The organism is Acidovorax sp. A1169 (genome assembly GCF_030704685.1).
Classification (GTDB): domain Bacteria; phylum Pseudomonadota; class Gammaproteobacteria; order Burkholderiales; family Burkholderiaceae_C; genus Acidovorax.
Genome location: NZ_JAUZDX010000006.1, coordinates 206,503 through 231,291 on the forward strand (window position 1 = coordinate 206,503; position 24,789 = coordinate 231,291).

Here is a 24,789-nt window from a genome sequence, read left to right on the forward strand (position 1 = left end):
GCGCAGCCGACAGCCCAGCCCGCATGCCGGCCATGCAATCCACCATGCATGCCGACTCGCTCAGCGGTGGCAACGGCCCATGGCGCCCTGCGGCGCCGCTCCGTTAATTATTTTGTTAATTATTGTTTGACAGTGCCGCAGTTTAGCTGCACGGGCGCTGTCTGTGCCCTGCCCGTATGGGGGAGGCTGCTGCAGGGGGGCGCCGCACGCGCACTGCCCCCGCCATGGAACTGGCATGGCCTGGGGCCAGTCCGTCCGGCGTTACATCGACTGCGTGAGCATGTCCCGGTATTCCTCGGGCGTGGCGATGCGCGGGTTGGTCTTGTGGCAGTGGTCGGCCAGGGCGCCCTTGATGATGTCGTCGAACATGCTTTCGGTCACGCCCATGGCCGCCAGGCCCGTGGGCAGGCCCAGGCGGGCGTTCATGTCGCGGATGGCCTCGGGGATGTCGCCCGCGCCGGCCAGACCCATGGCGTGGGCCATGCGTTCCAGGCGCTTTTCCTTTTGCACCGACTCGGCCCCGGCGTTGAAGCGGACCACCGCCGGCAGGAACATGGCGTTGAGCGTGCCGTGGTGCAGGCGCGGGTTCACGCCGCCCAGGCTGTGGCTCAGCGAGTGCACGGCGCCCAGCCCTTTCTGGAAGGCCATGGCGCCCTGCATGCTGGCGCTCATCATGTGCAGGCGCGCATCGCGGTCGCTGCCGTTGCGCGTGGCCGGCTCGATGTGTGCCCACCCGCGCGTGAGGCCGTCCAGCGCAATGCCGTCGGCCGGCGGGTTGAACGCGGCGGACATGAAGGTTTCCATGCAGTGCGCGATGGCATCCATGCCCGTGGCGGCGGTGAGCGAGGGCGGCAAGCCCAGGGTGAGCTCGGGGTCGCAGATCGCGGTCCTGGGCACCAGGTTCCAGGAGTGGAAACCGAGCTTGCGGTGGTCATCGACGATGATGATGGCGCCACGTGCCACCTCGCTGCCGGTGCCGCTGGTGGTGGGCACGGCGATCAGCGGCGCGGCGCGCTCGGTGATGCGCGGCGAGCCGCCTTCGATGGTGGCGTAGTGGGTGAGCGGGCCTTCGTGCGTGGCGGCGATCGCGATGCCCTTGGCGCAGTCGATGGCCGAGCCGCCGCCCACGGCGATCAGGCCGTCGCAGCCCTCGCGTTTGTACACCTCCACTGCGGCGCGCACGGCGGCCTCGGTAGGGTTGGCCGGGGTCTGGTCGAACACCGCCACGGGCAGGCCGGTGAGCGCGTCGAGGGCCTTTTGCAGTACGCCCGCAGCCTTGACACCAGGGTCCGTCACGACAAGCGGGCGGGTGATGCCCACGCGCTCGCATTCCTGCTGCAGCAGCTTCACGGCGCCGAACTCGAACTGGATCTGGGTGACGTAGTAGATGAAGGCCATGGCGTTGCGGGAAGTTGCGTGGACGATGGTTGTCGACTTTACAACCCAGGGGGCGGCATGGCCCTGAAGCAAACCCTCATGGATGCCGCTTTTTTCGTCACCTCCGTGACAACGGCGTGGCCGGATTTTCAGGGCGCTGCGGCATGGTGCAGGGCGTTCGGGTAGATTCGTCCCTGCCTTTTTTGAAATTGAGCGAGTTTGCCCTTTGACCGATCTGCACATCCACGCCAACCGCCTGACCCCCCAGATGCGCAGCGTGCTCGAACGCATGGCGCGTGCGGGCCACCCGCCGCTGTACACCCGCACCCCGCAGGATGCCCGCACCGCCTATGCGGCCGGTGCCGATGTGCTGGAGATCCCCAAGCCCGTGCTGCCACGGGTGGAGGACTTCACCATCCTTGCGCGCGACGGCCATCCGCTGCCTGCGCGCCTGTATTCCCCCTCGCTGCAGGATGCGGGCCCGCTCCCCGTTCTGCTGTACACCCATGGCGGCGGTTTCACCATCGGCAGCATCGCCACGCACGACATTCTGTGCCGCGAACTGGCGCGGCTGGCGGGCTGCATGGTGGTCTCGCTCGACTACCGGCTGGCGCCCGAGCACCGCTTTCCCACCGCCACCCAAGACGCCTGGGATGCGCTGGCCTGGCTGCAGGCGAATGCAGCCGGCCTGGGTGCCGACCCGGCGCGCATCGCCGTGGGCGGTGACAGCGCGGGCGGCACGCTGGCCACGGTGAACGCCATCCTGGCGCGCGATGCGGGCCTGCCGCTGGTGCTGCAGCTGCTCATCTACCCCGGCTGCGCGGCGCACCAGGACACACCATCGCACGCCCGCTTTGCCAGCGGCCTGGTGCTCGACGAGCCGGCCATCACCTGGTTCTTCGGCCAGTACGTGACCACCCGCGAGCAGCGCGAGGACTGGCGCTTTGCGCCCCTGCATGCGAGCGACGTGGAGGGCGTGGCCCCCGCATGGATCGGTTTGGCCGAGTGCGACCCGTTGGTGGACGAGGGCGTGGACTATGCCGACAAGCTGCGTGCGGCCGGCGTGGCGGTGGACCTGGAGATCTACCGTGGCGTGACGCACGAATTCATCAAGATGGGCCGCGCGATTCCCGAGGCGCGCCAGGCCCACGCCGACGCAGCGCGCGCGCTGCGCAACGCTTTTCAATTGGAGTGAGACACAAGCTATGCAACGCCGTGATTTCCGTTGTTTCCACCGCCTGAGGGTGCGCTGGGCCGAAGTGGACATGCAGAAGATCGTGTTCAACGGCCACTACCTGATGTACATCGACAACGCCATGTCCGAATACTGGCGCGCCCTGGCCTTGCCTTACGAGGCCAGCATGCACGCGCTCGACGGCGAGATGTTCGTGAAGAAGGCGAGCCTCGAATACCACGCCTCGGCGCGCATGGACGATACGCTGGACGTGGGCATGCGCTGCGCGCGCGTGGGCAACTCCTCGTGCCTGTTCGAGGCGGGCATCTTCAGTGGTGACCGGCTGCTGGTCTCGGGCGAGCTGGTCTATGTGTTCGCCGACCCGGTGGCGCAGAAGTCGCGCCCTGTGCCCCAGGCGCTGCGCGACACCATCACCGCCTTCGAGGCCGGGGAGGACACGGCCGAGGTCTGGACCGGCGACTGGAATGCGCTAGGCCGTGATGCGGGCCGCTTGCGCACCGCCGTGTTCGTCACGGAGCAGGGCATTCCTGCCGAGATCGAGGCCGATGCGCTGGATGCCACTGCGCGCCATGCGGTGGTTTACAACCGGCTGGGGCAGCCGATTGCGACGGGGCGGCTGTTGCAGGAGGCACCGGGTGTGGGGCGCATCGGGCGGTTGGCGGTGGACCGGTCGGTGCGGGGGACGCGGTGGGGGCGCAAGGTATTGGATGCCTTGGTGGATGCTTCACGGGTTCGCGGCGACCGGGAGGTGCAGTTGCATGCGCAGGGCAACGCGGAGGGGTTCTATCGGAGGGCAGGGTTTGCTGTTGTGGGGGAGCCTTATGAGGAGGCGGGGATTGCGCATGTGGTGATGGCGCGGTGTTTTTGATTTTTTGGCTTTGGGTGTCGCTTCGCTTTGATGAGGCGTGCCTTTGTTGAGGGCGCACACCCCGGCCTCAGCCCTTTACAGGGGCATGCGGCATGCCTGCCAACAAACGAATCAGATATCGTCAAGCAAAGCGTAAGGCAACGGCTGCAACGTGAGGGCAACCCCCTCCGGCGCACCCACTTGCAGCGAGCCTTCAGCCGCCGAAATCTGCATAGAAAGGATCAGGTCGAACCCACCACCCGGTGCAGTGGCCACCTGCACCACCGTCCCGCAAGGTTGCTCCAGATCTCCGACAGCAAACACCTCCGCCCCCACCGTCACAGCATTGTCGGCATGCGCGATGTACGCCCGCCGCTTGAGCGTGCCGCGGAACTGGCTGCGCGCCACCACCTCCTGGCCGGGGTAGCAGCCCTTCTTGAAATTCACGCCACCGACGGACTCGTAATTGAGCATCTGCGGCACGAAGGCTTCGAACAAAGGCTGGGTCAAGGTAGGTACGCCGCTTTGCACCTCGCTCCACTGCCACAGGCCAGGGTCGAGCGCAGGACCTGTCGGAGCGGGTTCGGAGGAGGGCGCTATCCACAGGGCGCGCGGCTGACCGGCAGCAGGGTAGAGGTAGATCACGCTGGCGGAGCCAACGTCTGCCTTGGTCCAGGCCGGGGCCGTGCTGCCGGCCACGGCGGCGACGGTGTCGCCCACCAGGCCATACAGGGCAAAGTCGGCAGACGCATCGGTCAGCTTCGCCTTGGCACGCATCACGAACATCGACAAACGTTTGAGCGTGGTGGCCAGCAGGTCCTGGCTGATCACGAGCAGCACCTCGGTAGTGCTGCGCTTGAGGCCGACCATGCTGGCCTGCATGCGGCCCTTGGCCGAGAGAAAGGCGGACAGGCGCGCCTCGCCCAGGCCCAGCAGGGCGTAGTCCTGCGTGAGCTGGCCATGCAGGAATTTGGCGGCGTCGTCGCCTTCCACGCGTATCACGCCAAGGTGCGACAGAGGGGCAATGCCATTCAGGGGAAGCTGGGTCATGCCTGAATTATGATGCCCGCTCCCTTTATCTACAGGCAGCAGGGTTGTGCGACGCTTACTGGTTTTTGTCTTGGTGATCGTGATCGCCGCAGGTGGAGCCGCCTTCTGGTGGCTGCACCAGCCCCTGCCCATGGTTGGCAATGAGCCGCTGGAACTGGCCATCGAGCCCGGCACCACGCCGCGCGGCGTGGCCCGCGACGTGGTGGCGGCCGGTGTGCGAACCGATGCGCAATTGCTCTATGCCTGGTTCCGATTTTCGGGGCAGGACCGCATGATCAAGGCGGGCAATTACGAGATTCCGCCCGGCACCACGCCGCGCAGCCTGCTGGCCAAGCTGGTGCGGGGCGAGGAGGCGCTGCGTGCCCTGACGCTGGTGGAGGGCTGGAACTTCCGCCAGGTGCGCCAGGCCCTGGCCAATGACGACCAGATCAAGCCCGACTCCAAGGGCCTGACCGACGAGGCGCTGATGGTGCAACTGGGCCGCCCTGGCGTGGCGCCCGAGGGCCGCTTCTTCCCCGATACCTACACCTATGCCAAGGGATCGAGCGACCTGGCGGTGCTGCGCCGCGCCCTGCACGCCATGGATCGCAAGCTCGAAGCCGCCTGGAGCCAGCGCTCGCCCGACACCCCGCTCAAGTCGGCCGACGAGGCGCTGGTCCTGGCCAGCATCGTCGAGAAGGAAACCGGCCGCGCCAGCGACCGCGCGCAGATTGCCGGGGTGTTCGTGAACCGCCTGCGCACCGGCATGCTGCTGCAGACCGACCCCACGGTGATCTACGGCCTGGGCGAGAAGTTCGATGGTAACCTGCGCCGGCGCGACCTGCTGGCCGATACGCCCTGGAACACCTACACCCGGGGCGGCCTGCCTCCGACCCCGATTGCCATGCCGGGCAAGGCCTCGCTGCTGGCCGCCGTGCAGCCCGAGCGCACCAAGGCCCTGTATTTCGTGGCCAAGGGTGACGGCACCAGCCACTTCAGCGCGTCGCTGGACGAGCACAACCGTGCCGTCAACCGCTACCAGCGCGGGCAGCAGTAGGCTGCCTCAGCGCGCCATGCCCCCCCGCCTGCATACTCTGGACAAAGGTTTTCATGTCACGACCCGGCCTCTTCATCACCTTTGAAGGCATCGACGGTGCCGGCAAGTCCTCGCACATCGAAGGGCTGGCCTCGGCATTCCGCTCGCAAGGCCGCACGGTGACGGTGAGCCGCGAGCCCGGCGGCACACCGCTGGCCGAAAAGCTGCGCGAGATGGTGCTCAACGACGCCATGGACCCGCTGACCGAGTCGCTGCTGATCTTTGCCGCGCGCCGCGACCACCTGTGCAATGTGATCGAGCCGGCACTGGCCCGGGGCGATGTGGTGCTGTGCGACCGCTTCACCGATGCCACCTTTGCCTACCAGGGGGCCGGGCGGGGCTTCGACCTCATGACCTTGTCCACGCTGGAGCGCATGGCCCAGGGCGGCCTGGTGCCGGGCGCGGGTGCAGGTACCTTGCGCAACCCGGACCTGACCGTCTGGTTCGACCTGGCGCCCGAGGTGGCGGCCGAGCGTTTGGCCGGCGCCCGCGTGCCCGACCGCTTCGAGGCGCAGCCCGTGGAGTTCTTTCGCCGCGTGGCCCAGGGCTATGCCGACCGCGCCGCCGTGGAGCCCGCGCGCTTTGCCCGGCTCGATGCCGCGCTGGACCGCCACCGTGTCTGGCAGCAGCTGACCAGCGTGTTCGTGCGCAAGGGCTGGCTGTCCATCATGGTGCCCACGCCGAAGGACCTGGCATGAGCGACGCCACCACCACCCCGCTGGCGCCTTGGATCGCCGCGCAGCGCAGCACCTTGCTCGCCCAGCGCGGCCATGCCTGGCTGCTGCAGGGCCCATCGGGCCTGGGCCAGTACGCGCTGGGCCTTGAGATGGTGCGTGCCTGGCTGTGCGACCGGCCCACGCCAGATGGCGCTTGCGGCCAGTGCGGCAGCTGCCACGCCATCGAGGTGCGCACCCACGCCGACCTGTGCGTGCTGATGCCTGAGGTGCAGATGATGGCCCTGGGCTGGCCGCTTTCCGAAAAAGCGCAGGCCGACATCGACGACAAGAAGCGCAAGGCCAGCCGCGAGATCCGCGTGGAGGCCATGCGCGATGCGGTGGAGTTCTCGCAGCGCACCTCGGCGCGCGGGCGTGGCAAGGCGGTGCTGGTGTACCCGGCCGAGCAGATGAACCACATCACGGCGAATGCCCTGCTCAAGACGCTGGAGGAGCCGCCGGGCGATGTGCGCTTCGTGCTGGCCAGCGAGGCCGCGCACCAGTTGCTGCCCACCATCCGCAGCCGCTGCCTGGGCCACACCATGGTCTGGCCGGCCGAGGCCGAGATGCTGGCCTGGCTCAAGGGGCAGGGCATTGCCGCCGATGCGGCGCCGGCGTTCCTGCGTGCCGCAGGCGGGCGGCCCGACGATGCGCTGGCCCTGGCCCGCTCGGGCCGCAGCCCGCAGGCGTGGGCCCTGCTGCCGCAAGCCGTGGCGCGCGGTGATGCCACGGCGTTGGGTGACTGGTCGCCCGCACAGGTGATCGACGCGCTGCAAAAGCTCTGCCACGACCTGCTGGCCGCCAGCGTGGGTGCCGCGCCGCGCTACTTTGCCCCGGCCGACCTGCCCAAGCCACCGCCGCTGGGCCCGTTGACGCGCTGGTCCAAGGCGCTGGCCAAGGCGGCACGCACGGCCGATCATCCCTTCAATGCCGGCCTCATGCTGGAGGCGCTTGTCGCCCAGGCGCGAAACACCCTACACTCCAGGCACTGAAGCCGTCCCACCCACCATGAGCAGTCCATCCACCGCCCCCCGCCCCAGCGTCATGCAGCTGGCCATCAAGGAAAAGGCGGCTTTGTATGCGGCCTATATTCCCTTTTTCGTCGAAGGGGGCATTTTTGTGCCCACACAGCGCGACTACAAGCTCGGCGACGATGTGTATGTGCTGCTGACCTTGCCCGACGATACCCAGCGCTACCCCGTGGCAGGCCGCGTGGCCTGGGTGACCCCCGCCCGTGCTGCCGGCAACCGTACGCAGGGCGTGGGCATCCAGTTCCCCAAGGACGAGAAGTCGCGCCAGCTCAAGCTCAAGATCGAGGAGCTGCTGGGAACTTCGCTGGGTTCGGACCGTCCCACCCAGACGATCTGAAAGCTTGTCGCACCCTATGCCGACCCGCGCAGGCTGGTCGGCTTTTTCCATTTTGAAACCACATGTTCGTTGATTCGCATTGCCATCTCACCTATCCCGGGCTGGTTGACCAGCTTCCGGCCATCCGCCAGGCCATGGCCGAGGCCTCGGTGGACCGGGCCCTGTGCATCTGCACCACCATGGAGGAGTTCGGCGATGTGCACGCGCTGGCGCTGGCGCACGGCAACTTCTGGAGCACGGTGGGCGTGCACCCCGACAACGAGGGCGTGACCGAGCCCTCGGTGCAGGACCTGCTGGACCGCGCGGACCTGCCGCGCGTGGTGGCCATCGGCGAGACGGGCCTCGACTACTACGGCATGGAAGACCGCAAGGGCGGGCGCAGCATTGCCGACCTGGAGTGGCAGCGCGAGCGCTTTCGCACCCACATCCGCGCGGCGCGCGGCTGCGCCAAGCCGCTGGTGATCCACACCCGCAGCGCGTCGGACGACACGCTGGCCATCCTCAAGGAAGAGGGCGAGGACGGCGCGGGCAACCTGGCGGGTGGCGTGTTCCACTGCTTCACCGAATCCATGCAGGTGGCGCGGGCGGCGCTGGACCTGGGCTACTACATTTCGTTCTCGGGCATCATCACCTTCAAGACCGCACAGGAGCTGCGCGACGTGGTGGCCTTCGTGCCGCTGGACCGCATGCTGATCGAGACCGACAGCCCCTACCTGGCGCCCGTGCCCTACCGGGGCAAGACCAACAGCCCTGCCTACGTGCCCCATGTGGCCAAGCAGGTGGCGCTGACCCGCGGCATCGCCGTGGAGGAGGTGGCCGAGGCCACCAGCCGCAATTTCGAGACCTTGTTCAAGGGAGTGAACGCATGACGAGCCACACGCTGCGCCGCCGCACCGCGCTGTTGGGCGCCCTGGCACTGGCCACCGGTGCCGCTACCGCCTGGGCGGGTGCCTATGAGGACTTCTTTTCGGCCGTGGAGCGCGACGACGCCGACACCGTCAACAGCCTGCTGCGCCGCGGGTTCGACCCCAACATCCGCGATCCGAAGGGGCAGGTGGGGCTGACGCTGGCGATCCAGGCCGAGTCGCTCAAGGTGTTTGCCGCCCTCATCGCCAACCGGCGCCTGAAGGTGGAGATCCGCAACCGGCAGGACGAAAGCCCGTTGATGATGGCCGCGCTCAAGGGCAACGTCGATGCCGTCAAGGCCTTGATGGGGCGCGATGCCGACGTGAACAAGGAAGGCTGGGCGCCGCTGCACTATGCCGCCTCGGGCATCAAGCAGGAGCACGTTCGCATCATCGGCATGCTGCTGGAGAACCATGCCTACATCGACGCCACCTCGCCCAACGGCACCACGCCGCTGATGATGGCCGCGCAGTACGGCTCCAACGATGCCGTGCAACTGCTGCTCAACGAGGGGGCCGACCCCACGCTCAAGAACCAGCTGGGCCTGACGGCCGTGGACTTCGCGATGCGCGTGAGCCGCACGGAGGCGGCCGAGAAAATCGCCACGGCCATCCGCCGCCGCCAGCCCAACGCGGGCAAGTGGTAAGCCCTTAATTGGCCGTCGTCGGCGTGCCTGCTGCCACGACAGCAGGCCTTGCCGCGGTGGCAGGGCGGCTCTGCAGGCGCGCATACAGCCCGCCTGCGGCCACCAATTGGGCGTGCGTGCCTTGCTCGGCGATGCGGCCCTGCTCCATCACCACCACGCGGTCCGCATGCTCGATGGTGGACAGGCGGTGGGCAATCACCAGCGTGGTGCGGCCCTGCATCAGCCGGTTCAGCGCGTCCTGCACCAGGCGCTCCGACTCCGTGTCCAATGCCGAGGTGGCTTCGTCCAGGATGAGGATGGGCGCGTCCTTGTAGAGCGCGCGTGCAATCGCCAGGCGCTGGCGCTGCCCGCCCGAGAGCTGGGTGGCGTTGTGCCCCACCACGGTGTGGATGCCCTGCGCGAGCGACGCCACGTGGTCCGCCAGGTTGGCGGCGGCCAGGCAGGCCAGCACCTTGCCGTCGTCCACCGCATGGCCCAGCGCCACGTTGGCGGCGATGGTGTCGTTGAACATCACCACGTCCTGGCTGACCATGGCGATCTGGGTGCGCAGGGCCGGGAGGTCCCAGTCCTGCACGGCGTGGCCATCGAGCAGCACGGCGCCCGAAGATGTGGCGATGAAGCGCGGCAGCAGGTTCACCAGCGTGGTCTTGCCGGCGCCCGAGGGGCCCACCAGCGCCACGATCTCTCCGGGTGCCACGGTAAGGCTTACGCCGTCGAGGGCCGGCGCATTGTCGGGGCCGAAGGATACGAAGACATCGCGCAGCTCCAGCGCGCCCTGGGCCCGGTCCGTGCGATAGCTGCCGCCTTGCTCGGCGCCCGTGTCGCCCAGCAGGGCCAGGCCACGCTCCAGCGCCGCCACGCCGCGCGTGATGGGGTTGGCCACGTCCGCCAGGCGGCGGATGGGGGCGATCAGCATCAGCATGGCGGTGATGAACGAGACGAAGCCGCCCACTGTCACGTCCTTGGCGTTCAGCGTGCCACGGCTTTGCCACAGCGCAATGCAGATCACGACCGACAGCGCGGCAGCGGCCAGCAGCTGCGTGAGTGGCGTCATCGCGGCCGAGGCGATGGTGGACTTGATGGCCAGGCCGCGCAGGCTCTGGCTCAGGCCTGCAAAGCGCTTTGATTGGCCCTCTTGCGCGCCGTGTAGGCGCACCATGCGGTGGGCCAGCACGTTCTCTTCGACCACATAGGCCAGCTCGTCGGTGGCCTGCTGGCTGCTCTTGGTCAGGGTGTACAGGCGCTTGGACAGGGTCTTCATGATCCAGGCCACGCCCGGCACCACCACGGCCACGATGAGCGTGAGCTGCCAGTTCAGGTACAGCAGGTAGCCCAGCAGCGCGAGCAGCGTGAAGCCGTCGCGCGACAGGCCCAGCAGGGCCTGCACCAGCAGCGTGGCGCCGGTCTGCACCTCGTACACCACAGTGTTCGACAAGGCGCTGGCAGACTGGCGCGAGAACAGCCCCATCTCGGCCGCCAGCACGCGATCGAACAGCGCACGGCGCAGCAGCAGCATGCCTTCGTTGGCGATGCGCGCCAGCGCGTACTGGCCCACGAACTGCGCCAGGCCGCGCACCAGGAACACCCCCATGATGGCCAGGGGCACTGCCCACAGCGGCAGGTTGCCCTGGGTGAAGCCGCGGTCCAGCAGGGGCTGCAGCAGCGCGGGGATCAGGGGCTCCGTGGCGGCACCCACCAGGGTCGCCGCGATGGCCAGGCCCCAGGCCAGCCGCTGGTTGCCGAAATACACGGAAAGCCGCGCCAGGCGGGCGGTGAGGGTGGGGGCAGGGGGGGCGGGCGGCGCAGCGGGGCCCGTGGCGCTCGGATCGGTGGCTTGCATGTGCAGCGGATTCTAAGGCGGCGATGCGTGATGCCCCCTGGCATGCGAGAGGGCATCTCTCGCGCATGTTGGTGCTGCAGTGCAGCGATTGACCATGAGCCCCTGCACAGTTTGTCACAGCGGGTCTTCCCCAGTGTGTAACATTGGCGCTGCCAACCGGCATTTGTTCGGCTACTGCGGCTGCCAATGACCACAGATCACAACACCAACTCCAACACCTCCCTCCAAGCGGCCCTGCCGCGTCCCATGCGCCGCCAGATCCTGGCGGCCGCCCTTGCATCCACCGCCTCCTTGCCCGCTCTCGCGCAGTTCCGCGTGGAAGTCACGGGCGTGGGCCTGACCCAGTTGCCGATTGCCATCGTTCCTTTCCGTGGCGAGGCGCAGGCGCCGCAGAAGATCGGCGCCATCGTGCAGGCCGATCTGGAGCGCAGCGGACAGTTCCGCGCAGTGGACACGGCCGGCGTGGTGCTCGACGAGACCTCGCGCCCCGACGTGGCCCTGTGGCGCCAGAAGACGGCCGATTCGCTGGTGACCGGCAGCGTAACGCGCACACCCGATGGCCGCTACGATGTGCGCTTTCGGCTGTGGGACGTGGTCAAGGGCCAGGACCTGGGCGGCCAGAGCTTCGCCGTGTCCCAGGCCGACCTGCGGCTGGTGGCGCACCGCATTGCCGACTTCGTCTACGAAAAGCTCACGGGCGAGCGCGGGGTCTTCTCCACCCGTATCGTCTACGTCACCAAGACCGGTAGCCGCTACAGCCTGTGGGTGGCCGATGCCGATGGCGAAAATGCGCAATCGGCCCTGTCGAGCCCCGAGCCCATCATCTCGCCGGCCTGGTCGCCCTCGGGTGGGCAGATCGCCTATGTGTCGTTCGAGTCGCGCAAGCCCGTGGTGTATGTCCACCAGGTCGCCTCGGCCCAGCGCCGGCTGGTGGCCAACTTTCGCGGCTCCAACAGCGCGCCGGCCTGGTCACCCGACGGCCGCAACCTGGCCGTGACGCTGAGCCGCGATGGCGGCTCGCAGCTCTACATGATCGACGCCAATGGCGGCGAGCCCAAGCGGCTGATGCAAAGCCCCGGCATCGACACCGAACCCATGTTCTCTGCCGACGGCCGCAGCATCTACTTCGTGAGCGACCGGGGCGGTGCGCCCCAGGTCTACCGCGTGCCCGCCGGCGGCGGCAGTGCCGAACGCGTGACGTTCACCGGGTCCTACAACATCTCGCCCAGCATCAGCCCCGATGGCAAGTGGTTGGCCTACATTTCCCGCGTGGGCGGGGCCTTCAAACTGCATGTGATGGACTTGGCCTCAGGCACCGTCACCGCAATCACCGACACCTCGGCCGACGAGAACCCCAGCTTTGCACCCAACAGCCGCCTCATCGTGTATGCCACGCAGCAGCAGGGCCGCGAGGCGCTCATGACCACCACGTTGGACGGAAAAATCAAGGCACGCCTGGCTGGCCAGCCTGGAGACATCCGCGAGCCCGATTGGGGCCCGTTCCAGAAGCAATGAACTTTTCAACACTTTTCACAATCTAGTTTCCAGGAGAATTTTGGATGATCAGCAGCAAACTCAAGCGTTTTACCCTTGCCCTTACCGTCACCGCCCTAGTGGCCGGCTGCAGCTCTGGCGTCAAGCTCGACGATGTGCCGGTGGAAGACAAGGGCGCAAGCTCGACCATGGGTACCAACCCAGGCGGTGCCAACACGGGCAACACCGGCCAGAGCACCGTCGCCCCCCTGGACCTGACCGGCTCCGGTGCCAATGCACAAGGCCCTGTGGGCGTGGCCCGCATCGTCTACTTCGACTACGACAGCTACGTCATCAAGTCGGAGTTCCAGTCGCTTCTGGAAGCCCATTCGCGCTTCATCAAGGCCAACTCCGGCCGCAAGGTCATGATTGAAGGCCACACCGATGACCGCGGTGGACGCGAGTACAACCTGGCCCTGGGCCAAAAGCGTGCCGAAGCCGTGCGCCGTTCGCTGGGCCTGCTGGGCGTGCCGGATTCCCAGGTCGAAGCCGTGAGCTTCGGCAAGGAAAAGCCTGCCGCCTCCGGCAATAGCGAAGACGCACACGCGCAGAACCGCCGCGCCGAGCTGTCGTACCGTTGATGCCCGGGTTCAGCCTTTCACAACCCCTGCGGTCCGTGGCCGCAGGCCTGGCGCTGGCCTGTGTGGCGCTGCCAGGTGCGCACGCAGCCATCTTCGAGGACGGCGAGGCGCGCCGCGCCATCCTCGAAGTGCGCCAGCGCGTGGACGCCATGCAGCAAGCCCAGCAGCGCACGGCTGACGAACTGCGCCGTGCCAACGAGGACACCGCCCAGTTGCGCCGAGGCCTGCTGGAGCTGCAGACCCAGATCGAGACCCTGCGCAGCGAGAACGCCCGCCTGCAGGGCCAGAACGAGCAGCTGACACGTGAGGTGTCCGAGCTGCAGCGCCGGCAGAAGGACATCGCCCAAGGGGTGGACGAGCGCCTGCGCCAGTTCGAGCCCATCAAGGTCACGGTGGATGGTCTGGAGTTCCAGGCCGATGCCGCCGAGAAGAAGGACTTTGAAGCTGCGCTGGCCATCTTCCGCGCCGGCAAGTTTCCCGAGGCCAACCAGGCCTTCGGCAACCTGATCCGCCAGTACCCGCGCAGCGGCTATGTGCCGTCGGCCCGCTTCTGGCTGGGCAATGGCCAGTACGCCGCGCGCGACTACAAGGAAGCCATCAACAACTTCAAGGCCCTGCTCGCCGAGGCGCCCACGCATGCGCGTGCGCCGGAGGCTGCCCTGTCGATCGCCAACTGCCAGGTGGAATTGAAGGACGCCAAGGCCGCGCGCAAGACGCTGGAAGATCTGGCCCGGGCCTATCCCCAGTCCGAAGCTGCCATGGCCGCCAAGGAACGCCTGGCGCGGATGAAGTGAGCACTGCGGACACAACGCCCGAGGTAAAGGAACTGCTGGTCGGGAGCGAAACCGCTCCCGTGCCCATGGTTCCTTTTGCCGATGACGTGACCGATGAGGTCACACAGCGGCGCTTCGGCGGGCTCGAGCGCCTGTATGGCGTGGAAGGTGCCAAGCGCATCCGTGCCTCGCATGTCGTGGTCGTGGGGATCGGCGGCGTGGGCTCCTGGTCCGCCGAGGCGCTGGCCCGCAGCGGCGTGGCGCGCCTCACGCTGGTGGACCTGGACCATGTCTCAGAGTCCAATATCAACCGCCAGATCCACGCCCTGTCCACCACGGTGGGGCAGGCCAAGATCGAGGCCATGCGCGACCGCATCGCGCTGATCAACCCCGAATGCGATGTGCGCTGCATCGACGAGTTCGTGGAGCCGGGCAACTGGCCCCAGTTGCTGGGCAGCGACCCTGTGGATGCGGTGATCGACGCCTGCGACCAGATCAAGGCCAAGACCGCCATGGCCGTGTGGGCGCGCGCCACGGGCCAGGCCTTCATCAGCGTGGGCGCGGCCGGCGGCAAGCGCCAAGCGCACAAGGTGGACATCGACGACCTGTCGGCTACCACCCACGACCCCTTGCTGGCCCAGTTGCGCTACCAGTTGCGCAAGCACCACGGCGCCCCACGCGAGGGACGCAAGATCGGCATCACCTGCGTCTTCAGTCGCGAAGCCGTGGCGCAGCCCGACGCCTCCTGCGCCATAGAGGGCGGCGACGGCTCGCTCAACTGCCATGGCTACGGCTCGGTGGTGGCAGTGACGGCGACCTTCGGCCAATGCGCGGCGGGCTGGGTGATCGACCGTCTGGCCCAAGGTCCGCTGAAACCCCTGAAAATCAAGCTATAATCTTAGGCTTTGCAGCAGCCAAGGTTCAGCAATGGGCAGGCGGCAGTTGCAATGTTGGGACGTTAGCTCAGTTGGTAGAGCAGCGGACTTTTAATCCGTTTGTCGTGGGTTCGACCCCCGCACGTCCCACCAGGATACGCAAGGCGCTACAGCTCTCAAGGCTGTAGCGCTTTTTGCATTGTGCTCTCGACGGGGTGGGTCATCTGCCTTGGCGCGCCGACAGCCAGGCCAGCAATTCCCCCCGGTCCTGCACGCCCAGGCTGTTGTAGAGCTGGCGGCGGTGGTAAACCACGGTGTTTGCGCTGATGTCCATGCGCGCCGCTACCTGGGATTCCGGCAGCCCGAGCGCCAGCCAGTACGCGAGCTCCTGCTGGCGCTGCGACAGCCCTTGGGCCTGCAGCAAGGCTTGCAGGCGTGCCTCCCGCGGCACGCTCTGCGTGATGTGGATCCCCACCGCCTGGCCCATACCCGAGGCGGCCTTCATGGGTGTCGCGCGCACCGAAAAATGGCCGTGCACAGTGCGCAACTCACGGGTGGGCAGTGCCGGGAGGTGTTGTGCTTGCATGCGCTGCAGCAGTTCGTGCAGTTCCTGGGGCAGCCCTGCGCCGCGCCGCCAGCGCCAGCCGAAGGCCAGTGGCAGCAGGGTCTCGGCTTCGGGCGACAGCCACAGCAGCCGCCCCTGGGGGGTGGTGATGAGCATGCCCTGGCTGTGCGTCTCGCTGGTTCCGCTGCCCATCTCGCCGTCTTGCAGGATGTGCGCCAGATAGGGCTCCAGCCGCGCCAGCAGCGCAGCGTCGCCGGGCCCGAAGGCCGGCGACGCCGCTTCGCGGTAGAACTTGAGCGTGCCTATCCCTTCGCAGTCGGGTGCGCGCAGTACCAGGCTCATGCAGTCCACCGTCCCCATGGGCCGCATCACCACGTTGTAGAAGTCGCTGCGCTGCAACTCAGGCATCGGTACGCGCACGAGCTGTTCGAGCAATTGAGGCCCGCGTTCGTACCGCACCGCTTCGCTGAAATCGCGCGAGCTGCGCACCAGCACCTGGCGCTCGCTGCGCAGAATGCGCGCATCAAAATAGTCGGCCACCACCGACTGAGCGGCCGGCACCTCCATGTGCACCGCCAGTTCGCCTCCATCGGCGGGATAGACGTACGCGCTCGAGTCGAAGCCGAGAACACTGTGCAGTGTCTCCAGCAGGGGGACGATCATGGGTGGCCCGCCCGCTTCCATGCGGGTCATGTGCTGCAAGCGTGCAATGGCTTGCTGGGTGGAGCTGGGCGAGGGCATGTCGGCTGCGGTCCGGTGAAGCGGTGGTGGGAACAAGACCCCAAATCTAGGGGCGGTGCCGCGCAGGGTCAACACACCGGCGCAACACCCTATCCGCCGAGGGTGGGGTGCGCGCCGCTGCGCGCCTGTAGCCTGCGCCGTCCCCTGATCCACCAAGGAATTTGTCCATGCCCACCCTTGATGCTGCGGCCCGTGGCCGCGCCCTGAAAACCTGCTTGCGACGCTGGCTGGCCGCTTCGCTCTTGCTGTTTGGCGGCAGCCAGGCCATGGCGCAGCCGCAGTGCGCGCCCGGCCAGTGGCTGGCCGAGTACTTTCCCAACACCCACCTGTCCGGGGCACCCGCGCTGCAGCGCTGTGAAACCGGGCCCATCGACCACTACTGGACGGCCCTGGGCGGCAGCCCCGACCCGGCCCGCCTGCCGGTGGACGGGTTCTCTGCACGCTGGATCGCAACGCTGCAGTTCCCCGCGGGCGCGACCCGGTTCATCACCTTCACCGACGATGGCGTGCGCGTGCTGGTCGATGGCCAGCGCGTGATCGACAACTGGACGCGGCACGGCATCACCATGGACAGCGCCACCGTGCCCCTGGCGGCCGGTCCGCACACGGTGCGCATGGAGTATTTCGAGGCCGGTGGCGAGGGCCTGGCCCAGCTGGTGATGGAGAACACCCATCCGGCGCCACCTGTGCCGCCGAACATTCTGTCCTTCGTGGCGCAGCCTGGCGCCATCGACCTGGGCGGCAGCAGCACCCTGGCCTGGAACGTGGACAACGCCACGGGCTGCACGGCATCGGGGGGCTGGAGCGGTGAGCGGCCGACCAGCGGCAGCGCCAGCGTCCGCCCCGGCACGAGCACCCACTACAGCCTGAGTTGCCGCAACGCGGCCGGTGCCACCGCGAGCGCCTCGGCCGCGGTGGCGGTGCGCAATGCCCCGCCGCAGCCACTGCCCACCATCGACAGCTTCGGCGCCACCCCTTCCCGCATCGCCCCGGGCGACAGCGCCCGCCTGGCGTGGCGGGCGAGCCATGCCGCCAGCTGCACGGCGTCGGGCGGATGGAACGGCACGCGCGCAGCCGAGGGCAGTGTGCTGGTGCAGCCCCAGGCCAGCAGGTCCTACACCTTGAGCTGCACCAACATTGCCGGGCAAAGCGTCACCGCCACGGCCCAGGTCGCGGTGGATGCCGCCAACCCCCGTCCGCCGGTGAGCGGCGTGACGGCCCGCGCCACGCCGCAGGGCGTGCGGCTGGACTGGAACCCCGTGACGAAGAGCGGCAAGTGGGTCAACGGCTACTACACCGGCTGGTTCTGGGAGCAGTTCCCGCCAGAGGCCGTGGACATGAGCACCATGACGCACTTCATCTTCGGCCGCTATGCGCCAGGCCAGGGATCGCTGCCCGGCGGCCGTGTGGGCGAGTTGATGGAGGGCGCAGGCACCGCGCACACGCAGGTGGAAGACACCCTGATCGCCAAGGCCCACGCGGCAGGCACCAAGGCCATCATGATGATCGGCGGCGAATTCGATGGCCCCGGCTTCATGGCCGCCACGGCCAACCCGCAGATTCGCGCGGTCTTCATCAAGAACATCCTCGACAAAGCCGAACAAAAGGGCTACGACGGTGCCGACATCGACTGGGAGGAAAACCTGGACACCGAACAGGGCCGCGCCCAGGCGCTGGCACTGCTGCGCGAACTGCGCGTTGCCGCCCAGCAGCGCCCGCGCTACCAGGCCAGCCCGTTCGAGATCAGCTGGCCCGGCTTCTGGGTCAACGTCAACTTTCCGGACATCCTGCCCTGGCACGTGGAGGTGGCCCACGCAGTGGACCGCTTCAACCTCATGACCTACAGCATGGCCGGCGACTGGGGCGGCGGCTGGCTGTCCTGGCACCACTCTCCGTTGTTTGGCGAAGCCCCCAGCCACCCCACCTCCATCGCATCCACCGTGCAGGCCTATCTGAACGCGGGCGTGCCCCGTGCCAAGCTGGGCATCGGGGTGGGCCTGTACGGCCTGTTCTACAACAACCCCGTCACTGGCCCGCGCCAGGCCGCGACGAGCGGCTCCAACGGCGGAGACGGCGTGAACAACTACCGGCGCCTGCGGGAAGACAACGCCTTCGGCCAGCGGGGCGCCGTCTACCACTGGGACGACGTGGCCAAGCAAAGCTACATCCGGTACAGCCAACCCTGGTGGCGCGCCAGCGATGCACCCGTCACCTACCTGAGCTACGAGGACGAGCGTTCCATCGCAGAAAAGGGCAAATGGGTGCACGAGCAGGGCCTGGGCGGCACGCTGGTATGGACCATCAACTATGGCTATCTGCCCCAGCAGGGCACCAACCCGCCGATGCAGGCCATCAAGCAGTCCTTCATTGCGGCCAGCGCCTCGGGATACCGGTTGTACCGCAATGGGGTGGCCATCGCCACCGTGACCAGCGGTGCGAGCTACACCGATGCATCGGCACCGAGCGGCAGCCACAGCTACCAGGTAGCCATGCTCGATGCAGCGGGCAACGAAGGGCCGCGGTCAGCGGCCGTGACCGTGCAGGTGCCCTGAACCACCACGCTGCGTGCAATGCAAAAGCCCCCGTTGCTGCCTGGCACCGGGGGCTTTTTTGAGTAGAGCTATTTGGTGTGCATGCGTGAATTAATTCACGTTTTGCCACCAATCTGCGCCAGCAGTTCATCGCGCCCCATGACGCCCAGCCGGTTGTAGAGCTGGCGGCGGTGGTACACGGCCGTGTTGAGGCTGATGCCCATGCGCTGCGCGATCTGTGATTCGGGCAGGCCCCGCGCCAGCCACCAGGCCAGCTCGTGCTGGCGTTGCGGCAGGCCCAGCTTCTGCAGGGTCGACAGAAGCCGCACCCCGCGCGCCACGCGCCGCGTGATGTGCAGCGCCACGGCCTGGCGGTCCTGCCGCGCCTGGGGGGCGGGCGCCAGGTGCGTGGCACGCAGCGAGAACCAGCCCTGTGCCGTGAACAGCTCCAGCGTGGGCAGGGCCATCTCCTCGGGCCGCCGTGCGTTCAGCCGCCGCAGCAGTTCTTGCAGCGCGGGGGGCAGTTGGGCGCCACGGCGCCAGCCCCAGCCGAAGGCCAGGGGCATCAGCGACTCGGCCTCGGGCGAGATCCACATCAACCGCCCCTGGGGGGTGGCGACCAGCACCCCCTGACTGTGCACCTCGCTGCCCTGCGCATCGCGCTCGCCCTGCTGCAGCGCACGCGCCAGATGGGCCTCCAGCCGGGCCAGCAGGGCCGCGTCCTGCGGCGTGAAGTCCGGGGCCGAGGCATCGCGGAAAAGGTGGATCACAGCCAGGCCCACACCCTGCGCGGTGCGCAGCACCAGGCTCATGTAGTCCTTGGCGCCGGTGGGCCGCATCACCGCGTCGTAATAGTCACTGCGCAGCAGCTCTGTGAGAGGCACCGCCATCTGCTCGCGCATCAGCCTGGGGCCGTGCTCGTGGCGCACCACCTCGCCGAAATCGCGTGGGCTGCGCACCAGCACCTGGCGCTCGCTGCGCAGGATGCGTGCATCGAAGTAGTCCCGCGCCACCGACTGCATGGGCTCCTGCGCATAGTTCATCAGCTCGCCATCGCTGCCGGGGTACAGCATGCAGCCGAAGTCAAAGCCCACCACCCGGCGCAGCTCCTGCAGCAATGGCTCGATGAGCTGCATGCCACCCGCCTCCAGGCTGGCCATCCGGTGCAGGCGCGCAAGGGCGTGGCGGTCGGGTCGGAAAGGGGTGGGCATGGCGATTGAAAACAAAAGCGGAAGGCCGCCAATCTAGAACCCGCCCGGCACCCGGTCAACGCAGCGTGCGGGCCCCCTGCAACACCCCATCCCATCGGGGTGGGGCGCGCCGAAAGGTTCGCGGGTAACTTGCATGGCCATGAATACTTGTGCCCACTCTTCGAGCGTCAACACGTTCTCATACCGGGCGTTTCCATCGATTCCCACTCACCAGAAACCCACGTGACACAGACCCTTTTTTCCCGCAAGTCCCTGGCTGCCCTGGGCGCGCTCTGCCTGGCGTGCCTGCCGGCCCATGCCCAGGTGGAGATCATCGAACCCGTGGGGGACTTCCAGTTTGGCAAGGTTGCTGTGCATTCATCCGCCACGCAAACCCTGCGGGTGGCCAACCGCGGCCCATCTCCCGTGCAATTGGGCAATGTGGTCTCATCCATCGCAGCCGTGTCACCGCTCTGTACCGGGATCGGTTGTGCGGTGGTCATTGCAAGCGACTTCACCATCCCCCCCCGGAATCGGATGGCTGCAGCAACACCTTGCTGCAGCCGGGGGCGGTTTGTTCGGCGCTGGTGCGCTTTGTGCCGTCGGGACCGGGGTCGCGCGGATCCCAGCTGAACGTTTTCATGCCCAATGCCGCTTATGTTCTGCGCGGGTTGGGTGGCACAGGCGTCTCACAGCCGCTGGACTGTGTGCTCGACTGGGCGGAAAAAACCTTTCCCCAGTTGCTGACCACTCCTACCATGACGTCCGCCGCCGCGCCTTACTACTTGCGCTGCTATGCCAAGGGGGCGATCTGTGTCGGCGCTGATGTCGACAGCCCTACCGACGCGCCTCGGTTCGACCAGCCCAGCGTCTACGACTACGATGCCCAGGCCAAATCACCGCTCCAGCGCCTGGACTATCTGTCCTCGCTGTAGCGCCTGGTGCAGTGCCAATGATGGGATGATCCGCCTCTCGCGGCCCTGTCCTGTCTGAGGCGGGCCGGGCCGAGCTGCTTCAGATGTATTCCAACCCCTGGCTGCTGAGTCCGACCAGGTTGATGTGCGCGGCATTCAGGTCCAGATTGGCCGCAGCCACCGCGAACGATGCATTGGTGTAGGCGCCCGATTTGATGACGGCCGCCAGCGACTGGACCGTATTGGCATCGGCCGCGACGCCCACCAGATTGGCGTACAACAGGCTCACCACCTGCTCCGGTGTGGCTGAGGCGCCCAGCAGCACATTGATGCCAAATTGCGCGACTTGCAAGGGGGTCGAGCCGGCGTCCACCGCCTTGAGCACGATGCCCACCACGCTGCGGTTGTTCAGGCCGGCAGGGCCGACCAGCGCACCGACCATGCGTGCGGCCGTGCCCGCAGCGCCGTCCAGGTCAAGCGCCACGAAACCATCCGTGAACTTGACCCGCTCGATCTGCAGCAAAGTGTCCACCCCATCGCGGCTGGGGACCCCGTCGCCCAGTGTCCAGCCGCCACCGTTCTTGGGTTGCAGCGAGTAGTCGCCACGGTTCCCCCGGGCGACCAGGGTGTCCAGGCCGCCCAGGCCGTTGAACGTCTCATTGGCATTGGTGCTGGTGAACGTGTCTGCACCGGCCGTGCCCGCTGGCGTCGTGGGTGTGGTCGGGGTCGTTGGGGTGGTGGGTGTCGTGGGAGTGGTCGGCGTCGTGGGGAAGGTCAGCGTCGGGCCACTGGTCGAGTTGAACCCGTAGGTGCCTCCCAGGCCGTCACGGCCATAGATCCAGTCGAGCGCCAGCAGGTCATAGGCCTGGAAGGTGGTCTTGTACGGGCCCGCCTCAGTATAGGACATCACCGTGTTGTTGGTGTTGTCCTCGGCCGTGGGCAGCGGGCGTGGGGAGTCGAAGGGATGCGCCAGGCCCAGGGCGTGGCCCACCTCGTGCAGCAGCACTTCGTAGCCCAGGCCGCCGGCCGTGGGGGTGTTGTTGATGCTCGCGAACTCCACGTTGTCCAGGTAGACCACCGATTCGGCGTTGAGCGACGTCAGCGTCTGGTCGGGCCCCGTGAAGCTGTAGTTGTAGAACGAGGAGTTCAACCCCGCCGTCGTGCGGCCCTGCAGGTTGGTGCCTGCAAAGTGGAGGTCTGCCTGGGACGAACTGCCCACTTCGGTGAACGTGATGCCCGTGACTTGGCTGGCGTACGCCATGATCTGGCGCGTGGCCTGCATCTGCGAGGCGTTGAATGAGGCCAGGGTGGTGCTCGAATCCCGATCGGCCACGCTGCCCGTGCTCACGTCGAAGGTGTAGTACAGCACCTTGCGGCCATCGGGAAGGAAGTTCCACGGGGCTGGGTTTTCCAGCAGGGAATCGGCCTTGTAGTTGCCCGAGAAGCGGATGTTCTGGAGGTCGGAAACGGTAGCCATGGTGGTGTCGAATGTCTCGGCGGTTGGATGGTGGCAACTGGCTGCCCTGTGCCCTTGGACAATGCCTCGCCGAAGTGGCACACCGCCCCGGCGGGGTTGCCTTCGGGCTGCGGTTGCAGGTGCAAGGGCATATCCCGTGCATTTGCAAGCACGGAACAGAATTTATCACCGAGGCGACCGCTGCGCTGTGACGAAAAACACAATGTCACGATATCTGTTCGGGCCATTGACGGAATGCCGGTCTAGCCCGTAAGGCATTCCCTGCTGCCGCCGCTATGGCGCAGGGAGTGACTTCGGCAAGGGGCATGGTCGACGGCGCCGTCACCTGCGCGACCCCGCCTAAGTGGCATCCCCAATGCCACGGATGGTGCTGACCCCTAGGCTCTGGAACTGAAGGAAAGAAACCATTCTCCCCATTCCATCCATGTCCACACGCCCCCACTACGCTTTCTGGCCCAGCCGGCTGCCCCATTCGATCACCTTGCCCGCCACCTCGCTGTGGGACAACCTGGCCATCAGCGCACAGCGCTACCCCGACAAGACGGCGCTGGTGTTCTTTGGCCGCCAGCTCAGCTACCGGGCCCTGGTGGAGGGCGCCGAGCGGCTGGCCGCGCGTCTGGCGCAACTGGGTGTGCAGCGCGGCGACCGCGTGGTGCTGTGCATGCAGAACTGCCCGCAGCTGGTGATGGCGCACTTCGCCATCCTGCGTGCCAATGCCGTGGTGGTGCCGGTCAACCCCATGAACCGGGCCGAGGAGCTCAAGCACTACATCACCGACCCCGACACCAGGGTAGCGTTCACCACGGCCGACCTCGCGCCCGAGCTGGCCAAGGCCAGCAACGCCCTGGCACCGAATGAGCGCCTGGCGCACCTGGTGGTGACGCATTTCACCGATGCCTTCGATGCCGACGTGCAGGGGGCCGACGCCCCGCCCGACGCATGGAAAGAGTGGCTGTGCACGCAGCACGCGCTGCCTGCGCTCGACAGTGGCACGGTGCACGCCTTTGCCGAGGCGCTGGCCTGCAGCGATGCGCCACCTGCGCTGGTGGTGGGCCCCGCTGACCTGGCGCTGCTGCCCTACACCAGCGGCACCACGGGCCTGCCCAAGGGCTGCATGCACCTGCACAAGAGCATCATGCACAACGCCGTGGCCAGCGCGCTGTGGGGTTCTGGCTCGGCGGACAATGTCACCCTGTCGGTGGTGCCCATGTTCCACATCACCGGCATGGTGAGCGTGCTGCACACCTCCATCTACTGCGCGGCCACCATCGTGGTCATGCCCCGCTGGGACCGGGACCTGGCCGGGCGCCTGATCTCACGCTACAAGGTGACCAACTGGACCAACATCCCGACCATGGTCATCGACTTGCTCAACAGCCCCAACTTCGCCAGCTATGACCTCTCCAGCCTGGTCTACATCGGCGGCGGCGGGGCCGCCATGCCGCAGGCCGTGGCCCAGCGCCTGCTGGAGCAGTATGGCCTGCGCTACACCGAAGGCTATGGCCTGACGGAGACGGCCGCGCCATCGCACTCGAACCCGCCCGACCACCCCAAGCAGCAGTGCCTGGGCATCCCCTTCATGGGTACCGATGCGCGCGTGGTGGACCCCGACACGCTGCAGGAGGTGGCCGTGGGTGAGCAGGGCGAGATCATCATGCACGGCCCCGAGGTGTTCGAGGGCTACTGGAAGCGGCCCGAAGCCACGGCCAGCGCCTTCGTCGAGTTCGAGGGCAAGCGCTTCTTCCGCTCTGGCGACCTGGGGCGCATGGACGAGGAGGGCTACTTCTTCCTCACCGACCGCCTCAAACGCATGATCAATGCCAGCGGCTTCAAGGTCTGGCCGGCCGAGGTGGAGGCGCTCATGTTCCGCCACCCGGCCATCCAGGAGGCCTGCATCATCTCGGCACGCGACGCCTACCGGGGCGAGACCGTCAAGGCGGTGGTGGTGCTGCGCCCCTCGCACCAGGACACAACCGAGCAGCAGATCATCGACTGGTGCCGCGAGAACATGGCGGTGTACAAGGTGCCGCGCATCGTGCAATTCGTGAATGCCTTGCCCAAGAGCGGCAGCGGCAAGGTGATGTGGCGCACGCTTCAAGAATCAGAGGCTGCTGCCGCGTGACGCCGGGCGCACCGCCTAGGGCCTGTGAACAGGCCTTAGTGCACCGGTCAGTGCGAATGCGTCAACTCGGCCAGATCGCGCTCCAGCAGGGCGGGGTCGCCCAGTTGCAACTCGATCAGGCGCCGCAAGTGGGTCACGCTGTCGAGGTCGATGGAGCGGCACAGGAGGCCGGTGTGCAGCCCCTCCAGGTGCGCCACCTCGCAAGACATGCCGATGTGGTTGCCCGTGTCGTGCAGCGGGATGGTGAGCTGGCACAGCATCCCGGCGCGCACGTCCGCCTGCGCAGGCAGTGAAATCAGCGCCCCCTTGAGCGACAGGTCCTGTACATGCACGCTGAAGGCGTTGCTTGCCAGGGTGAGCAGCGCAGGGGCATCGAATTGGACACGGACGTAGTGGCGGCGTTCGTGGGGCATGGCTGTCTCCGAGGAGTTTGACGCATGCTAACCCAAGGCTTGAAGGCCCGTGCAAAA

General features: G+C 67.3%; 22 protein-coding genes and 1 tRNA gene. 16 read left to right on the plus strand and 7 right to left on the minus strand.

Annotated features, from left to right (window positions below; genetic code table 11):
- Positions 1-261: 261 nt before the first annotated feature.
- Positions 262-1,398, minus strand: a complete 1,137-nt coding sequence (locus tag QYL93_RS12795) for an iron-containing alcohol dehydrogenase (RefSeq protein ID WP_305743977.1) — start codon at positions 1,396-1,398, stop codon at positions 262-264.
- Between the two features lie 205 nt (positions 1,399-1,603).
- Between QYL93_RS12795 and QYL93_RS12800 the strand changes: the two genes are divergently transcribed.
- Together QYL93_RS12800 and QYL93_RS12805 are read left to right on the plus strand one after the other, a co-directional pair.
- Complete coding sequence (locus QYL93_RS12800) at positions 1,604-2,572, plus strand: alpha/beta hydrolase (RefSeq protein WP_305743978.1); 969 nt, start codon at positions 1,604-1,606, stop codon at positions 2,570-2,572.
- 10 nt (positions 2,573-2,582) lie between these two features.
- Complete coding sequence (locus QYL93_RS12805) at positions 2,583-3,440, plus strand: YbgC/FadM family acyl-CoA thioesterase (RefSeq protein WP_305743979.1); 858 nt, start codon at positions 2,583-2,585, stop codon at positions 3,438-3,440.
- A gap of 111 nt (positions 3,441-3,551) precedes the next feature.
- Here QYL93_RS12805 and QYL93_RS12810 read toward each other — a convergent pair whose 3' ends face one another.
- Entirely contained in the window at positions 3,552-4,469 is a 918-nt protein-coding gene (locus tag QYL93_RS12810; protein ID WP_305743980.1) for a folate-binding protein YgfZ, read from the minus strand.
- A gap of 46 nt (positions 4,470-4,515) precedes the next feature.
- Between QYL93_RS12810 and mltG the strand changes: the two genes are divergently transcribed.
- From mltG to QYL93_RS12840, 6 genes are all read left to right on the plus strand, one after another.
- Complete coding sequence (gene mltG, locus QYL93_RS12815) at positions 4,516-5,505, plus strand: endolytic transglycosylase MltG (RefSeq protein ID WP_305743981.1); 990 nt, start codon at positions 4,516-4,518, stop codon at positions 5,503-5,505.
- Between the two features lie 53 nt (positions 5,506-5,558).
- A complete protein-coding gene (gene tmk / locus QYL93_RS12820) occupies positions 5,559-6,242 on the plus strand; it encodes a dTMP kinase (protein WP_305743982.1) in 684 nt (227 codons plus the stop codon).
- Positions 6,239-7,249, plus strand: coding sequence for a DNA polymerase III subunit delta' (locus QYL93_RS12825; protein WP_305743983.1), 1,011 nt, complete (start codon positions 6,239-6,241; stop codon positions 7,247-7,249). Before tmk ends, QYL93_RS12825 begins: the two co-directional genes overlap by 4 nt.
- A gap of 16 nt (positions 7,250-7,265) precedes the next feature.
- Positions 7,266-7,625 (plus strand): PilZ domain-containing protein, encoded by a 360-nt coding sequence (locus tag QYL93_RS12830; RefSeq protein WP_057206042.1) that lies wholly within the window; start codon positions 7,266-7,268, stop codon positions 7,623-7,625.
- Positions 7,626-7,687: 62 nt separating this feature from the next.
- Positions 7,688-8,494: a TatD family hydrolase gene (locus QYL93_RS12835; protein WP_305743984.1), complete on the plus strand. Its 807-nt coding sequence runs from the start codon at positions 7,688-7,690 to the stop codon at positions 8,492-8,494.
- The gene (locus QYL93_RS12840) at positions 8,491-9,177 is read left to right on the plus strand and encodes an ankyrin repeat domain-containing protein (RefSeq protein ID WP_305743985.1); all 687 of its coding nucleotides are present in this window, start codon (positions 8,491-8,493) and stop codon (positions 9,175-9,177) included. The genes QYL93_RS12835 and QYL93_RS12840 overlap by 4 nt, the downstream gene beginning before the upstream one ends.
- Before the next feature lie 4 nt (positions 9,178-9,181).
- Here QYL93_RS12840 and msbA read toward each other — a convergent pair whose 3' ends face one another.
- Positions 9,182-11,017 (minus strand): lipid A export permease/ATP-binding protein MsbA, encoded by a 1,836-nt coding sequence (msbA, locus tag QYL93_RS12845; RefSeq protein WP_305743986.1) that lies wholly within the window; start codon positions 11,015-11,017, stop codon positions 9,182-9,184.
- Positions 11,018-11,203: 186 nt separating this feature from the next.
- Here msbA and tolB point away from each other — a divergent pair, with 186 nt between their 5' ends.
- The 5 genes from tolB to QYL93_RS12870 all read left to right on the plus strand — a co-directional run bounded on the left by tolB (position 11,204) and on the right by QYL93_RS12870 (position 14,932).
- Positions 11,204-12,532 (plus strand): Tol-Pal system beta propeller repeat protein TolB, encoded by a 1,329-nt coding sequence (gene tolB, locus QYL93_RS12850; RefSeq protein ID WP_305743987.1) that lies wholly within the window; start codon positions 11,204-11,206, stop codon positions 12,530-12,532.
- Between the two features lie 44 nt (positions 12,533-12,576).
- The gene (gene pal / locus QYL93_RS12855; protein ID WP_305743988.1) at positions 12,577-13,131 is read left to right on the plus strand and encodes a peptidoglycan-associated lipoprotein Pal; all 555 of its coding nucleotides are present in this window, start codon (positions 12,577-12,579) and stop codon (positions 13,129-13,131) included.
- Complete coding sequence (gene ybgF, locus QYL93_RS12860) at positions 13,131-13,925, plus strand: tol-pal system protein YbgF (protein WP_179681110.1); 795 nt, start codon at positions 13,131-13,133, stop codon at positions 13,923-13,925. The genes pal and ybgF overlap by 1 nt, the downstream gene beginning before the upstream one ends.
- Before the next feature lie 65 nt (positions 13,926-13,990).
- Positions 13,991-14,800 (plus strand): tRNA threonylcarbamoyladenosine dehydratase, encoded by an 810-nt coding sequence (locus QYL93_RS12865; RefSeq protein WP_305744064.1) that lies wholly within the window; start codon positions 13,991-13,993, stop codon positions 14,798-14,800.
- Between the two features lie 56 nt (positions 14,801-14,856).
- Positions 14,857-14,932 (plus strand) — tRNA-Lys (locus QYL93_RS12870).
- A 67-nt stretch (positions 14,933-14,999) separates the two neighbouring features.
- Here QYL93_RS12870 and QYL93_RS12875 read toward each other — a convergent pair.
- Positions 15,000-16,085, minus strand: a complete 1,086-nt coding sequence (locus QYL93_RS12875) for a helix-turn-helix transcriptional regulator (protein WP_305743989.1) — start codon at positions 16,083-16,085, stop codon at positions 15,000-15,002.
- A gap of 167 nt (positions 16,086-16,252) precedes the next feature.
- Here QYL93_RS12875 and QYL93_RS12880 point away from each other — a divergent pair, with 167 nt between their 5' ends.
- Positions 16,253-18,637, plus strand: a complete 2,385-nt coding sequence (locus QYL93_RS12880; protein ID WP_305743990.1) for a glycosyl hydrolase family 18 protein — start codon at positions 16,253-16,255, stop codon at positions 18,635-18,637.
- Between the two features lie 95 nt (positions 18,638-18,732).
- Here the strand turns inward: QYL93_RS12880 and QYL93_RS12885 are convergent, their stop codons facing one another.
- Positions 18,733-19,827, minus strand: a complete 1,095-nt coding sequence (locus tag QYL93_RS12885) for a helix-turn-helix transcriptional regulator (protein ID WP_305743991.1) — start codon at positions 19,825-19,827, stop codon at positions 18,733-18,735.
- A gap of 620 nt (positions 19,828-20,447) precedes the next feature.
- On the opposite strand from QYL93_RS12885, the gene QYL93_RS12890 reads away from it, so the two are divergent.
- Positions 20,448-20,741, plus strand: coding sequence for a hypothetical protein (locus tag QYL93_RS12890; RefSeq protein WP_305743992.1), 294 nt, complete (start codon positions 20,448-20,450; stop codon positions 20,739-20,741).
- A 79-nt stretch (positions 20,742-20,820) separates the two neighbouring features.
- On the opposite strand, the gene QYL93_RS12895 is transcribed toward QYL93_RS12890, so the two are convergent.
- Entirely contained in the window at positions 20,821-22,197 is a 1,377-nt protein-coding gene (locus QYL93_RS12895) for a matrixin family metalloprotease (protein ID WP_305743993.1), read from the minus strand.
- Positions 22,198-22,621: 424 nt separating this feature from the next.
- Between QYL93_RS12895 and QYL93_RS12900 the strand changes: the two genes are divergently transcribed.
- Positions 22,622-24,319, plus strand: a complete 1,698-nt coding sequence (locus tag QYL93_RS12900; protein WP_305743994.1) for a long-chain fatty acid--CoA ligase — start codon at positions 22,622-22,624, stop codon at positions 24,317-24,319.
- Between the two features lie 47 nt (positions 24,320-24,366).
- Here QYL93_RS12900 and QYL93_RS12905 read toward each other — a convergent pair whose 3' ends face one another.
- On the minus strand, positions 24,367-24,732 hold the full coding sequence (locus QYL93_RS12905; RefSeq protein ID WP_179681104.1) for a PilZ domain-containing protein: 366 nt from the start codon (positions 24,730-24,732) through the stop codon (positions 24,367-24,369).
- Positions 24,733-24,789: the final 57 nt, after the last annotated feature.